14 protein-coding genes are annotated in these 13624 nt (G+C 71.0%); 10 read left to right on the top strand and 4 right to left on the bottom strand.

Going from position 1 to position 13624, the window contains the following annotated elements:
- Positions 1-660 carry a protein-methionine-sulfoxide reductase heme-binding subunit MsrQ gene (locus ACSRUE_RS15745; RefSeq protein WP_441293093.1) on the top strand — a complete coding sequence of 220 codons (660 nt, stop codon included), beginning with the start codon at positions 1-3 and terminating at the stop codon, positions 658-660.
- 187 nt (positions 661-847) lie between these two features.
- Here the strand turns inward: ACSRUE_RS15745 and ACSRUE_RS15740 are convergent, their stop codons facing one another.
- Complete coding sequence (locus ACSRUE_RS15740) at positions 848-1438, bottom strand: DUF420 domain-containing protein (protein WP_441291710.1); 591 nt, start codon at positions 1436-1438, stop codon at positions 848-850.
- 148 nt (positions 1439-1586) lie between these two features.
- On the bottom strand, positions 1587-3014 hold the full coding sequence (gene gor, locus ACSRUE_RS15735) for a glutathione-disulfide reductase (protein ID WP_441291709.1): 1428 nt from the start codon (positions 3012-3014) through the stop codon (positions 1587-1589).
- 115 nt (positions 3015-3129) lie between these two features.
- Between gor and ACSRUE_RS15730 the strand changes: the two genes are divergently transcribed.
- The 8 genes from ACSRUE_RS15730 (at position 3130) to ACSRUE_RS15695 (ending at position 10481) form a co-directional block, all read left to right on the top strand.
- A complete protein-coding gene (locus tag ACSRUE_RS15730) occupies positions 3130-4164 on the top strand; it encodes a lysylphosphatidylglycerol synthase domain-containing protein (protein ID WP_441291708.1) in 1035 nt (344 codons plus the stop codon).
- A 346-nt stretch (positions 4165-4510) separates the two neighbouring features.
- The gene (locus tag ACSRUE_RS15725) at positions 4511-5311 is read left to right on the top strand and encodes an acyltransferase (protein WP_441291707.1); all 801 of its coding nucleotides are present in this window, start codon (positions 4511-4513) and stop codon (positions 5309-5311) included.
- Positions 5312-5326: 15 nt separating this feature from the next.
- A complete protein-coding gene (locus ACSRUE_RS15720; RefSeq protein ID WP_437764994.1) occupies positions 5327-5557 on the top strand; it encodes an acyl carrier protein in 231 nt (76 codons plus the stop codon).
- On the top strand, positions 5554-6729 hold the full coding sequence (locus ACSRUE_RS15715) for a hypothetical protein (protein ID WP_441291706.1): 1176 nt from the start codon (positions 5554-5556) through the stop codon (positions 6727-6729). The genes ACSRUE_RS15720 and ACSRUE_RS15715 overlap by 4 nt, the downstream gene beginning before the upstream one ends.
- A gap of 70 nt (positions 6730-6799) precedes the next feature.
- Complete coding sequence (locus ACSRUE_RS15710; RefSeq protein WP_441291705.1) at positions 6800-7759, top strand: GNAT family N-acetyltransferase; 960 nt, start codon at positions 6800-6802, stop codon at positions 7757-7759.
- Between the two features lie 118 nt (positions 7760-7877).
- Positions 7878-8591, top strand: a complete 714-nt coding sequence (locus ACSRUE_RS15705) for a pirin family protein (RefSeq protein WP_441293092.1) — start codon at positions 7878-7880, stop codon at positions 8589-8591.
- A 323-nt stretch (positions 8592-8914) separates the two neighbouring features.
- Complete coding sequence (locus ACSRUE_RS15700; RefSeq protein WP_441291704.1) at positions 8915-9394, top strand: hemerythrin domain-containing protein; 480 nt, start codon at positions 8915-8917, stop codon at positions 9392-9394.
- Between the two features lie 439 nt (positions 9395-9833).
- Positions 9834-10481, top strand: coding sequence for a hypothetical protein (locus ACSRUE_RS15695; protein WP_437764990.1), 648 nt, complete (start codon positions 9834-9836; stop codon positions 10479-10481).
- A 132-nt stretch (positions 10482-10613) separates the two neighbouring features.
- On the opposite strand, the gene ACSRUE_RS15690 is transcribed toward ACSRUE_RS15695, so the two are convergent.
- Positions 10614-11174, bottom strand: coding sequence for a hypothetical protein (locus ACSRUE_RS15690; protein ID WP_441291703.1), 561 nt, complete (start codon positions 11172-11174; stop codon positions 10614-10616).
- Between the two features lie 318 nt (positions 11175-11492).
- Here ACSRUE_RS15690 and ACSRUE_RS15685 point away from each other — a divergent pair, with 318 nt between their 5' ends.
- Entirely contained in the window at positions 11493-13079 is a 1587-nt protein-coding gene (locus ACSRUE_RS15685) for a S8 family peptidase (RefSeq protein WP_441291702.1), read from the top strand.
- 8 nt (positions 13080-13087) lie between these two features.
- Here ACSRUE_RS15685 and ACSRUE_RS15680 read toward each other — a convergent pair whose 3' ends face one another.
- Positions 13088-13513: an STAS/SEC14 domain-containing protein gene (locus ACSRUE_RS15680; protein ID WP_441291701.1), complete on the bottom strand. Its 426-nt coding sequence runs from the start codon at positions 13511-13513 to the stop codon at positions 13088-13090.
- Positions 13514-13624: the final 111 nt, after the last annotated feature.

The following is a 13624-nucleotide window of genomic DNA, read 5'->3' as shown; positions in this document are numbered from 1 at the left end:
ATGCGCGCGCCAGCGAGGACGATGTCGCCGCCGCGCGCTGCGGCCGCCGGCGCGCCGGCTGGCCGGAAGCTCGGCTGGCTCCCGCCCGCGGTCGTCGCCGGCGGGCTGGTCCCGCTGGTCGTGCTCGGCCTGCGCGCCGGGGCCGGGGCGCTCGGCCCGGACCCCGTCGCCGAGGCGCTGAACCAGCTCGGCCTGCTCGCGCTCCTGCTGCTCGTCGCCTCGCTGACGGCGACGCCGCTCAAGCTCGTGTCGGGCTGGACCTTTCCGCTGCGTATCCGCAAGGCGCTCGGGCTGCTCGCGTTCTTCTATGCGTGCGCCCACTTCCTGACGTATGCGCTCATCGATCAGGGCCTCGACGTGCGCGCGATCGTCGAGGACATCACGGAGCGCCCCTTCCTCCTCGCCGGCTTCGTCGCGCTCCTCGCGCTCGTCCCGCTCGCGGCGACGTCGACCGCGCGCATGCTGAAGCGCCTCGGCGCCGCGCGCTGGAAGCGCCTGCACCGCCTCGCCTACGCCGCCGCCGTCCTCGGGATCGTGCACTTCTTCCTCCGCGTGAAGAAGGACGCGACAGAGCCGATGATCTACGCGGCGCTGCTCGCGCTCTTGTTCGCCGTGCGCATCGCGAGCGCCGTCCTGCGCAGACGCGCGGAGCGGCGCTGAGCGCCGGCGTCGCGCGTTCGGATACCATGGGGCTCCGACGCGGAACGCGTGAGGACGGCATCATGAGGCTCTTCACCATCGGGGACAGCATCTCTCAGGGCGTCTCAACCCGTCGCGGGACGAGCGCCTCGACGGGTACAGCCAGCTCGACTGGCTCGGCCACCACGCGCGCGGCGAGGGCCCCCGCTCAGGGAACCGCTGGCGAGCTCCCGCGGAGCATGAAAAAGATGAGCACCCCCGTGACGGAGACGTAGAGCCAGAGGGGCAGCGTCACCCGCGCGACCTTGGCGTGCTTCGCAAAGTTCGCCTTGTAGGCGAAGTAGAACGACGTCAGCGCGAGCGGCACGATGCCCGCCGAGAGCACGATGTGCGAGATGAGGACGGCGAAGTAGACGGCGCGCAGCGGCCCGGTGCCCTGGTACTTCGTGTCGCCGTGGACGAAGTGGTAGGCGAGGTAGCCGACGAGGAACAGCGACGAGGCGGCGAACGCCGAGACCATCAGGTACTTGTGCACGACCATCGCGCGGCGCTTGATCGCGATCCAGCCCGCGACGAGGAGCGTGGCGGCCGTCGCGTTCAAGGCGGCGTTCAGCGGCGGCATGAAGCGGAGATCCGCGCCGCCCGCGCCCCGCCGGATGATGAGGATGTAGGCGAGGAACGCCAGCGCGGCCGCGGAGAGCACGGCATTGAAGGCGTAGAACGATCGGTCGCTGGTGCGGGCGAGCAGGCCGACCGGCTTCAAGTGGCTCGAGGCGTGGGACGACATCGCGCGGTCCATACCAGAGGAGCGCGCCGAGCGCGAACGCGAGCGGGCGACCTCGGATCAGCGAACGGAAGCGGACGGAAGCGGACGGAGACGACCGCCAGCGCTCGCAGACGGACCGAAGCGGACGGGCGCGGACGACGCCGCCCCGAGTGACCCCGGGCTACGCGGAGCTCGGCGCGATCCCCATCGGCGTGGGGCTGCGATCTGCGTTCCGCAGCGGCTCGCGCATGGTCACGAACTCCTCGGCCGCGGTCGGGTGGACGCCGATCGTCGCGTCGAACTGCGCCTTGGTCGCGCCGCACTTCAGCGCGACGGCGAACCCCTGGACGATCTCGCCGGCGTCGGGCCCGACCATGTGGACGCCGAGCACCCGGTCGGTCGCGCGGTCGACGACGAGCTTCATCATCGTCTTCTCCTCGCGCCCGGAGAGGGTGTGCTTGAGCGCGCGGAAGGTCGAGAGGTAGATGGCGACGTCGTGGCGCTCTCGCGCCTGCGCCTCGGTGAGGCCGACGGTGCCGACGCTCGGCTGGCTGAAGACGGCGGTCGGGATGCCGGCGTAGTCCACGCGCGCGCGCTCGCCGCGGAAGAGCGTCTTCACCAGCGCCATCGCCTCGGCGATGGCCACGGGCGTGAGCTGCACGCGCGAGATCACGTCGCCGAGCGCATAGATGGACGGGACCGACGTCTGGAACGCGTCGTCCACCACGACCGCGCCCTCCTCGTCGAGCTTCACCCCGACCTCCTCGAGGCCGAGCCCCCTTGTCTTCGGCAGGCGCCCGGTCGCGTACAGCACGCAGTCGGCCGCGAGCTCGGTGCCGTCGGCGAGCGTCGCGACGAGCGCGTCGCCCTGCCGCGCGAGGCTCTCGACGCTCGCGCCCAGGCGGAGGTCGAGCCCCTTCTTCTGGATCTCGGCGGCCAGGAACGCCCGGATGTCGTCGTCGAAGCCGCGCAGGAGGTGCAGGCCGCGGTGGATCAGCGACACGTTGGCGCCGAGGCCGTGCAGGATGCCGGCGAGCTCGACCGCGATGTAGCCGCCCCCGACGATGACCACCCGCCGCGGCATCGCCTGGAAATGGAACAGGTCGTCGGAGGTGACGGCGAGCTCGCGCCCGGGGAGATCGGGGATCCAGGGATAGCTGCCGGTCGCGACGAGGATCCGCTCGGCGGTGATCCTGACGCCGTCGATCTCGACGGCGTGGGGGTCGACGACCCGGGCGTGCCCCCGCCGAACGTCGGCGCCCGAGTTCTTCAGGAGCCGCTCGTAGACGCCGTTCAGGCGCTCGATCTCCTTGTCCTTGTTGCGGAGGAGCGTCGGCCAGTCGAACGACGGGCCGGCGTGCCCGTCCCCGCTCGCGCCGTGGCCGGGTATCGTCCAGCCGTAGCCGGCGGCGTCCTCGAAGTCCTCGGCGTAGTGCGAGGCGTAGACGAGGAGCTTCTTCGGGATGCACCCCAGGTTGACGCAGGTGCCGCCGAGGTGGCGCGACTCGGCGACGGCGACCCGGGCGCCGTAGGAAGCGGCCATGCGGGCTGCGCGCACGCCGCCGGAGCCGGCGCCGATGACGAACAGATCGTAATCGTACTTGGACATGGCGGACGACTATGCCCCATGTCGGGCGCGGTCGCCGCGCCGTGCGGTCGCTGCGCGCCGCTCCCTGCGGCTTCGGCTCGGCCACCGGCGCGGGGATTCTGCTACCGTCCCGCCGTTGCGCTCCTCGACCCACACAGGAACCTTCGCCGACGCTCCGTCACCGAGCCCGCGCCCGCGCGACGGCGACCTGCAGGAGCGTCCCGCGCCGCGGCTCGCGGGGCGCGCGCGCCGCGCCCTGCCCTTCGCGCTCGCGGCCGCGCTCGTCGCGTTCGTCCTCGGCCGGCTCGACTTCGACGCCTTCGGCGCCGCCCTGTCGCGCGTCGATGCCCCGCTCTTCGTCGCCTTCGCCGCCCTCTTCGTCCTCGCGCTCCTCGGCGCCGACACGTTCGCGACCGTCCTCGTCTACCGCCGCCTGATCGCGCCCGTCGCCTTCCGCGATTTCCTCGTGCTCCGCGGCGCCTCCTACCTCCCGTCGCTGCTCAACCACCACGTCGGTCAAGCCTTCATCACGGTCTTCCTCGCGCGCGTGCACGCCGTGCCGCTCGCGCGCGTCGCCGGCGCGACGCTCGTCGTGTACGCGTCGTGGCTCGGCTGCCTGCTCCTCCTCGGCGCCGTCGCCGTGCCCGCGAACGGCGGGCCGCTCGCCGGCTCCGCCCTGCTCCTCGCCGCGGGCGCGCTCTACCTCGCGATCCTCGCGCTCCGCCCCGCCCGGCTCGCGCGCGCGAAGCTCCTCGCCCCGCTCTTCGAGGCGGGCGTGCGCGGCCACCTCGTCGCCCTCGCCGCGCGCATCCCGCATCTCCTCGTCCTGTTCGCCGGCACCTGGCTCCCCTTCTGGTTCTTCGACGTGCGCATTCCCCTTGGAGCCGCCCTCACGTACATCCCGATCCTGATGGTGGCGGTGACGCTCCCCATCACGCCGCAAGGCTTCGGCACGCGCGACGTGCTCGCCGCCGCGCTCTTCGAGGGCTTCGCGGCCGGCGCGACGCGCGACGCACGCCTGGCCGCCATCGCCGCCTCGACGACGACGTGGGCCGTGGCGCTCACCCTTGTCGAGGCCGCGCTGGGCCTGGCCCTGCTCCGGGGCGTTTTGCCCCACATGGAGGCAAAATGCCCCACCGACGCTCTTCCGTCCGGCCCTGACGCGACCTGACGCTGCTGCGGGAAGTTGCCCCGGAGCGGTAGAAAAGCCGCCAAGTCGCCAAGGACGCCAAGTCCGCTCGCCGTCACGGTATTTGAAAATCTTGCAACCAGGCGACTCGCCAACGTCGATTGGCGCATGGTTTGCCACGAAGCGTGAGAGCGGCGGAAGAGCGGCTCAACAGAGGCCCTGCAGAGACCCAAGAGAGGCCCAAGAGAGATAGGTCGGCTCAAGAGCAGGTTCGGCGCGACGAGTTTCGGGTTATAGTCTCCGGCCCCCTGCGTTCGTTTCGTCCTTCTGGCCGCGTGCGACCCGCTGAACATCGCAGACTGGACCAGTCCGCGCCGAGCGACCCTCTATGAAGAATCTGGTTCGTTTCCTCGCCTCCTCCGATCACGACGTCGCCCGCGCCATGCGCCACGTGCGCCGGCAGGTCCGCAGCTTCACCCTGCCCGCGCCGCGGCCGCTCGTGGTCCCGATGCGCATGGCGTTCGAGGCCGCGCGCGAGGTGTACTATTTCGGTGCGCGTGTGCTCGTCTGCGAGCCGCATTTCAAGTCGCACTGCGCGCAGTACGGCAAGGGTGTCCGGACGGGGACCTTCATCCACTTCATCAACGGGCGGGGCGACATCATCCTCGGTGATAACGTGGTGCTCGACGGCAAGACCGACTTCATCTTCGCCGCCCGGTTCTGCGACCGCCCCACGCTGCGGATCGGCGACAACACCGGGATCGGGCACGGCTGCCGGATCGTCGTCGGCAAGTCGGTCACCATCGGCAAGCACTGCATGATCGCGGCGGGCGTCTTCATCCTCGACTCGAGCGGGCATCCGAGCGATCCGGAGGCCCGGAGGCGGGGCCTGCCTCCCTCGGACGCCGAGGTGCGGCCGGTCGTCATCGAGGACAACGTCTGGCTCGGGACCCGGTCCACGATCTTCCCTGGAGTCACGGTGGGCGAGGGCAGCGTGGTGTCGGCGGGATCCATCGTGATGGCCGATGTCCCTCCGTACACCGTCGTCGCTGGCAATCCGGCCCGGCGGGTGGCATCACTGCGGACCGAGCCGCCGCCGCCGCCCGCGGCGGACCGCGCCGATGCGAGCGCGAGGCGGCACGGCGCGGACGACGCTCCGCGTCGCTCGGGCTCCGACAGCGCATCTTAACCCTGGAGTTTTTTCATGGTGATCGAGGTGGAGAAGGTGATCGATGTCATCGTCACGGTCGGCCGCTTGCCCGCCGCGATCAAGGCTGATGACGACATCTACGACGCGGGGTTCTCCTCGGTTCGAGCGCTCCAGCTGCTCACCGAGCTGGAGGACCAGTTCAACGTCGCGCTCCCCGACGACCGGTTCAGCGTCGCCCGCACGCCGCGCGCGCTGAGCTCCCTCATCCAGGAGCTCGCGCCGTGAGGAGGGTCGTCACCGTCGAGCTCGCGGCGCCTGCGACCGAGATGGCGCAGGAGGAGATACCCAAGCAGATCGCCTTCCTCTCGAAGGAGATCGCGAACATCCGCTTCGTCCGCGAGGGCGCCGCGCTGGAGTTCGAGGCCCCCGAGGAGCGCGCGGCCGACCTCGCGAAGGCGGCGGAGGGCCTCGCGCGCACCATGCAGCGCAGCCTGCGCCAGCTCACGCGGAAGCTCGTGTACCGCAGCCCGGCGTGCGATCGGGTGGAGTTCCGGGGCGGCGCGCTCCCCGCCGGGATCACGCAGATGGGCCAGGGCCAGGTCGCCCTCGAGGGCATCCCGCTGCGGCTCTACCGCTACTTCGATCGCTCGCTGGAGGCGCTCGGCGCGCCGTTCTCGCCGAGCCCGATCCTCGTGCCGACGTTGATCCCGGCGGCGACGCTGGCGAAGTGCGACTACTTCCGCTCGTTCCCGCACATCGTCACGTTCACGTGCCATCTGCCGGAGGACATGCCGCTCATCGAGGATTTCCGGGCGCGGCATCAGGACCGGGACACGCTCGACGAGCGCGCGCTGAGCGACATGGCGCAGCCGGAGGTGTGCCTCTCGCCGGCGGTCTGTTACCACGTGTACGCGGCGAATCGCGACCGGGTGCTGCCGGCTGGCGGCGCGCGCTACGCCCTCGCGGGCCGCTGCTTCCGCTACGAGTCGAGCAAGATGGTCGACCTGCGGCGGCTCTGGGAGTTCACGATGCGGGAGATCGTCTTCCTCGGGTCGCGGGAGAACGTGCTCGCGCTGCGCGAGCAGGGGAACGAGATCGTGGCGCGCTACCTCGACGAGCACCGGCTCGCCGGCGAGATCCGGACGGCGAGCGACCCGTTCTTCATCGCGCCGGACGCGGCCGCCAAGACGTACTTCCAGATCAGCAGCGAGACGAAATACGAGATCTCGTTGATGCTCCCGGAGGGCGAGCGCGTGGCGGCCGGCTCGCTGAACTACCATACCGACTTCTTCGGCCGCGCGTTCAGCTGCGATGTCGAGGGCGCGGGCCCGATGCACAGCGTGTGCATCGCGTTCGGCCTGGAGCGGTGGGTCTACGCGTTCCTGGCCCAGCACGGCGACGATCCGAGCGGCTGGCCCGAACCCGTGCGGCGCGCTCCCGAGATGGCGACCCTGTAGCGCGGCGCATCGCCGCTTCGCCGCTTGCTCGCACGTCCGTTTCCTGGGGGCACTGAGAGGCTTCGTGTCCATGCAGTTCGAGCATGTCGATCCGGTCGCGGCGGCGGACGAGGCCAGCTTCGTCCTGCGCGAGGCGTGGCCTCCGCCGACCCTCCATTACACGGCCGGCTACCTGAGGTGGCAGTTCGGCTTCCCCGGCCCGGCGCCGCAGGCCGTGCTCGCGCGAAAGGGCGGCGAGCCGGCCGGCTTCATCGGCGTCGCGCCGCGCCGCTTCCGGTTCCGGGGCGCCGCGTCGGAGGGATATGTCCTCTCGTTCGTGAGCGTGCGGCCGAAGTTCCAGGGGCAAGGGCTGGCGAGCCGGCTGTACACAGAGCTCCTCGCCGGCCTCCGGGCGACCGGCCTGCCCATCGCGGTGTTCGTGGAGGCGCGGTCCGCGCCCGCGCAGCGCGTGCTCTTCAAGGCGGTGGCGGCGGTGGGTCTCGAGCTGAAGCAGCTCACCGCGTGCCGGAACCACGGCTTTCTCCCCCGGGCGAGCGCCGCGCCGCCGCGGGCCGTGGCCGCGCCGGCATCGGCCGTGCAGGACGTGCTCGCCGTGATGGCGGCGTGCAGCGGCGAGCGCGTGCTGTGGGCGGCGCCCGACGCGGCGCACCTCGAGCACGCCCTCCGCGATCCACGGCCGCGCCGGCTGTTGCTCGTCGAGGAGGCGGGCCGGGCCGTCGGCGCCGCGGTGGTGTTCCTGTCGGAGATCGCGACCGCCCGGGGGATCGACCGGGTGGCGACGCTCGGCGCGCTCTTCCTGCCGGAGCCGACCGCCGATCGGCTCGCGGCGGTGATGCGCGCGGCGTCGGAGGCTTTCGGCGGAAAGACGACCGCACCGGCGGTGAGCGCGCCGAACCTGGCGATCGTCCCCCAGGACCAGCTCAGGCCGGCCGGCGTGCGCGCGACGGCCGCGACCTTCGACGCGTTCGTGATCCACCCGAAAGGCGGGCCCTGGCTGGACGCCGAGACGACCAACCTCGAGGTCGTCTGACGCGACCGTGTCCCAGGGGCATCCATCTACTTTGTAGATGGTCCCCATGAGAACAATGCCGATTCACAAGATGGATCGGCGGGCGCATGCTGAGGTCATGGCCAACAACACTTCTTCGATGGTGATCCGGCGCTCTGGCGAGCGGGGCTATGCCGACCACGGGTGGCTGCAGTCGTTCCACACGTTCTCGTTCGCCGACTACCAGGATCCGGAGCACATGGGCTTCCGCGCGCTGCGGGTCATCAACGACGACCGCGTCGCCCCGTCGCGGGGGTTCGGGATGCACCCGCACCAGAACATGGAGATCGTCACCTATGTCCTGGAGGGGGAGCTCGCGCACAAGGACAGCATGGGGAACGGGTCGATCATCCGCCCTGGCGAGGTCCAGCGCATGTCGGCGGGGACGGGCGTGTACCACAGCGAGCACAACACCTCGGAGGCGGGCCCGACCCACCTGCTGCAGATCTGGATCGTGCCGGATCGGCGCGGGATTGCGCCGAGCTACGAGCAGAAGGCGTTCTCGAAGGAAGAGCGCCAGGGCAAGCTGCGGCTCGTCGCCTCGCAGGACGGGCGCGAGGGCTCGGTCACGGTCCACCAGGACGTGAGCCTGTTCGCGGGGCTCTTCGGGCAAGGCGAAGAGGCGCGTTACGAGCTCCCGGCCGGCCGAAACGCCTGGGTCCACGTCGCGCGCGGGAGCGTCGAGCTGAACGGGACGCTGCTCGAGGCCGGCGACGCGGCGGCCATCGGAGCCCCCGGCGCGGGAGGAGCAGGCCAGTCGCTCCACCTCGTCGGGAAGGGCGCGGGCGAGGTGCTGCTGTTCGACCTCGCCTGAGGGGCGGCTCTCGCGCGCTCCGCTCGCCGGCGGCTCGATGAGACAGAAAGAGACAGCGGGAGATCGCGCCCATGATCCACGGCGTCAGGAGAGGCCTTCCGCCCGCAAGGGAGCTCCCTGGGGCAAACAGGCACCTTGCGGGCGGCGGCTCGAACCACCGCAGGATCGTCATCCCTCTTCGCTCGACCCCCGCAGACGGGCCATGTCGCCGCCGCGCTGCGGATCCGACGCCAGGGGGCAGCTGAATCCGCGAGTCTCGATCTGGCAGGCTCTGCGCGCCTCTCCCGCTTGCTCGCAGGCGGCATCCGCTCCATAGAGATCTCATGGACGCCATCGATCTCCTCGTACGCCACCACCGCGAGCTCGAGCAGCGCTTCTCCGAGCTGAAGGAGGCCTCTTCCGTCACCGCGGCGCAGTTCTCCGCTGCCGCCGACCTCCTCGCCACCCACATCACGATCGAAGAGCAGGACTTCTACCCGGCGGTCCGGGCTCGCCGCACCGAGGATATCCTCCTCGAGTCGCTGGAGGAGCACCTGTCCATCAAGCGCGTGCTGGCCGATCTCGTGGCCCTCGACGCCGCGGACGAGACGTTCGGGGCCAAGATCCATGTGCTCGCCGAGCAGCTCGAGCACCACCACAAGGAGGAGGAAGAGCACCTGTTCCCCAAGGTCAGGAAGCTCCTTGACGACGGCGCGCGCGAAGCGCTCGGGCAGCAGATGCACGGGAGGATGCGCGCGCTGCAGCAGGGGGAGCCCCGCAGGCTCGTCCTGGGCCAGACCGACGCCGCAGCGCCCCTCCCCTGAACCATGCGCCGCCTCTCCAGCCCCCCTCTCCCCGGTGGCCCCCGGTGCCGTGAGCGCCCGGACACCCAGCGCAGAGACGCCTGGACAACTGGACGACTGCTAGAAACGATACCCTCACGCAACACGCGCGTGCTGAAGCCGGACGTAAAAAGCCTGAGCCGCACACACGCCCCAGCGCCACCCTACAAGTCAGCGAAACCTGAGAAATTCGTCGGAGCGAATGCGATTTTTCTAGTAGGAGCGTCCCTACGGTTGTTATTCTAGCCTGCGGAGAGTCTCGTGGCAGGGGTCCGGAATGGCCGCGGGAAGAGAGCATGCTGCGGAGAAGCCGATGGACAGGGCCTGATGCCGTACGCCAGCTGCTCGGCGCAGCGGGCGCTGTCCGGCGCGCGAACGAGCGATGTCCAACGCTCACCGGGGGATCTTCGACGGAGGTAGGATGACGGCTCGACCTGTACTCTCGATTGACACATCCTTCGACCCGGACAGCGCGTGGTTCGCGGCCGGGCGCACGCAGCTCTACGGGCGTATGGGAGAGCAGTTCTCCATCGTACCGTTCGGACGCGCCAGCGCGGAGCGGAGGAGGCTACTCCGCCAGATCGCGCGCGCCGAGAGCACCGGCAATCCCTTCCGGGCGATCGTGGTGTCGTCCCACGGCAAGACGAGCTGCGTTGTGGACGACGAGTCGCCCGACGGCATCCTGCTCTCGCACGAGAGCCCTGCGCAGGAGATCGAGCTCTGGGCGCGCGGTCGCGTGCTCTATTTCTGCTGTGGCGAGACCGCGAACGGGCCGCTGTTCGACAGGCTCCTCGACGCGGGAGCGCGGGCGGTGGTCGGCTTCACGGGGAGGCTCGGCGCCACGACCGTCGACGGCAAGTTCTTCTGGCGGCTGCTCGATCACGAGCTGGTGACCTGCGCGCTGCACGACCAGCAGGTGCCGGGCTTCGAGAGGGCGAGGCAGCAGTTCCTGGAGCGCGTCACGCTGCGTCTGACGTCGCTCCCCGACGACGGAGCGGTGCGGGACGAGCTCTCGAAGATGAGGGACCTGCTCGTGTCGATGGTGATCCGGGGCCCGGGGAAGGGGTAGCAGCGAGCCGCCCAGGGTCGTCCTGCGCGGGAGGTCTTGCCGAGGCGTCCGGCCCCCGGGGAGGGGGTCGTCGCGCGGCGCGGAATCAGGGACGACGTTGCGGGAGCCCCGCTGGGACTCCGTCGAAGCGGGTCAGTTCAGGAAACACATCCCCGGCTTTTCCTCACATCTCCCGAGCACGCAGAAGCCCTCGCAATCGGCGTCACTCGAGCACGCCGTGCGGGCGCACGCGCTGGTCGTATCGCACACGTGGTTCTTCGGACAGTCCGCTTCGGCGGCGCACGACCTCGCCCGACACCGATGATCCGGCGCGCACGCCAGCGTCGAAGGGCAGTCGGCGTCCGTCTCGCAGCCGCGGACGCAGGTGGACAGCCTCTGGAGAGGCGGGCACGTGAAATGCGGCAGCTCGCAGATGATCGGCGGGCCTGCGCCGCCGCCTCCCGCTCCCCCGCCGCCGCTTTCGCCGTCGATGCCGGCGCAGTCCTCGTCGGATCCGCAGTAGGCACCTCGTATTTCATAACAGACGGCATCGCTGACCCGGTTGCACGTGTCGTTGTTGCAATCCGCCCCGACCCGACACTCGAACTCGCCGAGCGGTGCGCCGCCGCTGTCTCCAGCGGGCTCGACGCTGCCCCCGCCGCATCCGAGCGAAACGCCGAGCACGGCACCGAACATCAATCGATGAAGCCTCATTCGCACAAATTTATGCCTATCAGTCGGCCGCTGTTCCGGAGAAGATTGCAGCACATTTGCGACGACCGGAGCGACCCCGTACGCGCTGAGGACCTGAAGCAGAGATAGAGTCCCTGGCGCTCGAAGCGAGAAACTGCCGAGGCGGCAAGGACGCCAAGAGACCCCGGAGACATCTCTCTTTTTGGCGTCTTCTGGCGTCCTGGCGGTCTGTATCCTCCTTGTCCGAGCACCGGTTGACGGTCTCATCTTTCTCGCCCGAGCGCCGCTCCAGGGCGGCCCTGGTAGGACGCCGCGCGCTCCGGTAGATCCAGGAGAGCGATGCGACACAAGCCCTCGATCGTGCTCTCCTCGGCGGCGCTCCTCCTCGCGGCCGCCGGGACCGGCGACGCCCTCGCGAGCGCGCGTCCGGCAGCGAGCGCCCGGTCATTCATGGACGGCGGGCGCCGCGTCGACGTCGAGCGGCTCGGTCCGGCCGCGCTGGGCGCGTCCTCGACGCCGCGCGCGCTCGCGCCGGTGCGGCTCCGCTATCCAGGCGGCCGGACGGTCGAGGCGAGCGTCGGCGCGACCGCGATCGTGGAGGTCGAGCCCGGCGCGCTGGACGCGCTCGACGCGCTCGGCGCCGCTGGCGTGGAGGTGGTGAGGCCGCTGATGCCCTCGATCGGGCTGTGGCTCGTCAGGGACACCGGCGGCGGCGACGGCCTCGACCTCGCTCAGCGGCTCCAGGGCGCGGCGCGGCCGGCCTCCGTGCGCGAGGTGATCCCGGACCTCCACGTGCGCCTCCAGGCGCACGGCGCGCCGTTCGCGCCGGACGACCCGCGCCTGCCGGACCAGTGGTACTTCGACGACCTCCGGATGCAAGAGGCCTGGGGGCGAACGCAGGGAGACGCGGCCACGTCCATCGTCGTCATCGACACCGGGTGCGACCTCGATCACCCCGACCTCGCCGCGAAGGTGGATCCAGGCCTGGACGTCATCGACGACGACGACGACCCCACCTACAAGCCGGGCGAGCAGAGCGTGAACCACGGGACGGCCTGCGCGGGCCTGATCGCCGCCGACACCAACAACGGCGTGGGCATCGCGGGCGGCTGCCCCGCCTGCAGGCTGCGGTGCGTGCGGCTGATCGACGACGAGCCGCGGCCGATCTCCGCCTCGGTCGACGCCTTCGAGTTCGCCCTGCAGGTGAACGCCGCCGTCGTGTCGAACAGCTGGGGGTACGCCGACCCGATGCCCGTCCCCAGGGTGGTCGAGGCCGCGATCAACCGCCTGTTCGACGCCGGGCGCAGCGGGAAGGGGGCGCTCGTCCTGTTCGCCGCCGGCAACGACGACCGGGAGATCCTCGACGACGAGCTCCAGGCCGTGCGGGGCGTCCTCGCCGTGGGCGCCGTCAACCACCTGGAAGACGCGACGCCGTTCACGAACCGCGGGAGATCCATCGATCTCGTCGCGCCCACGGGGACGCTGAGCACCGACATCGCCGGGAGCGAGGGGGACGACGCGAGCGACTACACCGACCGGTTCGGCGGCACCTCGTCGGCGTGCCCTGTCGCCGCCGGCGTCGCGGGGCTGCTGGTGAGCGCCGCGCCCGAGCGGACCGCGGGCGAGCTCTACGACGTCATGATCCGGACGGCGCGGCTGGCGCCCTACGCGGTCCCCGACGAGAGCGGGCACGATCCCATCTTCGGACACGGGATCATCGACCCTGTCGCGGCGCTCAGGGAGGTGCTCGGGGACGAGCCGCCGTCGCTTTCGGGAGGCGGCGAGGGCGCCGGCGACCAGCGCGCCGGCTGCGCGTGCGCTCCGGCCGGCGCGGGCTCAGGCGAGCGGCGAGGCCTCGCGGCGGCGGCGCTCCTCGGCCTGGCCGCGGCGGCGCGCCGGCGCGGCGCGGCCCGCGCGCGCCGCTGAGGGGGACGTCACGCTCCGGGCCGCCGCCCGGCCCGGAGCGCATCCCGCCGGGCGAGCAGCCATGCGCGCGCCTCGCCCTCCGTCTCGAAGAACTCGACCGGATAGGATTGCCTCGTCAGGAGCTGCACGCTCTTCGCGGCGAGCGTGGAGACGACACGCACGGCGAAGCTCGCGCCGAACAGCGCGATCGCGTCGAAGCGCACGCTGCGGAGCTCGTCCGCCATCACCTTGCGCGCCGACGCCGAGATGGCCCCGGTGCGGCGCGCATCGGAGAGCACGAGGACCGCGCGGCCGCTCTCCGACAGGCGCCTGCACGCGGCGGCGATCGCGCGCGCCGTGTCGTCCGAGATATCGCCCTCGATGGCGGTGCACAGGATCCCCTCGGCGTCCTCGCGGAGGACCGGGTCTGCGTCGTCGATGCGGGGGTCGCTCATGGCGTTGCACGGTAGCTCGTTGCGTGGCGGTACGACGTTCGCTCGATCACGGACGCCACCCGCGCGACGACCGGTGAAGCGGCCGATCGAGCGCGCGGGTCGCGGCTCGGG

It is taken from the genome of Sorangium sp. KYC3313 (assembly GCF_052075895.1).
Lineage (GTDB): Bacteria > Myxococcota_A > Polyangia > Polyangiales > Polyangiaceae > Sorangium > Sorangium cellulosum_B.
The sequence above is the reverse complement of the archived record's forward strand: the minus strand, read 5'-3'. Positions and strand labels throughout refer to the sequence as shown.

Coding starts and splice junctions, on each gene's coding strand:
- ACSRUE_RS15680 (WP_441291701.1), bottom strand. CDS start 13,513: ATGAGCGACCCCCGCATCGACGACGCAGACCCGGTCCTCCGCGAGGAC.
- ACSRUE_RS15710 (WP_441291705.1), top strand. CDS start 6,800: ATGCAGTTCGAGCATGTCGATCCGGTCGCGGCGGCGGACGAGGCCAGC.
- ACSRUE_RS15700 (WP_441291704.1), top strand. CDS start 8,915: ATGGACGCCATCGATCTCCTCGTACGCCACCACCGCGAGCTCGAGCAG.
- ACSRUE_RS15705 (WP_441293092.1), top strand. CDS start 7,878: ATGGTGATCCGGCGCTCTGGCGAGCGGGGCTATGCCGACCACGGGTGG.
- gor (WP_441291709.1), bottom strand. CDS start 3,014: ATGTCCAAGTACGATTACGATCTGTTCGTCATCGGCGCCGGCTCCGGC.
- ACSRUE_RS15725 (WP_441291707.1), top strand. CDS start 4,511: ATGAAGAATCTGGTTCGTTTCCTCGCCTCCTCCGATCACGACGTCGCC.
- ACSRUE_RS15695 (WP_437764990.1), top strand. CDS start 9,834: ATGACGGCTCGACCTGTACTCTCGATTGACACATCCTTCGACCCGGAC.
- ACSRUE_RS15685 (WP_441291702.1), top strand. CDS start 11,493: ATGCGACACAAGCCCTCGATCGTGCTCTCCTCGGCGGCGCTCCTCCTC.
- ACSRUE_RS15740 (WP_441291710.1), bottom strand. CDS start 1,438: ATGGACCGCGCGATGTCGTCCCACGCCTCGAGCCACTTGAAGCCGGTC.
- ACSRUE_RS15720 (WP_437764994.1), top strand. CDS start 5,327: ATGGTGATCGAGGTGGAGAAGGTGATCGATGTCATCGTCACGGTCGGC.
- ACSRUE_RS15690 (WP_441291703.1), bottom strand. CDS start 11,174: ATGAGGCTTCATCGATTGATGTTCGGTGCCGTGCTCGGCGTTTCGCTC.
- ACSRUE_RS15745 (WP_441293093.1), top strand. CDS start 1: ATGCGCGCGCCAGCGAGGACGATGTCGCCGCCGCGCGCTGCGGCCGCC.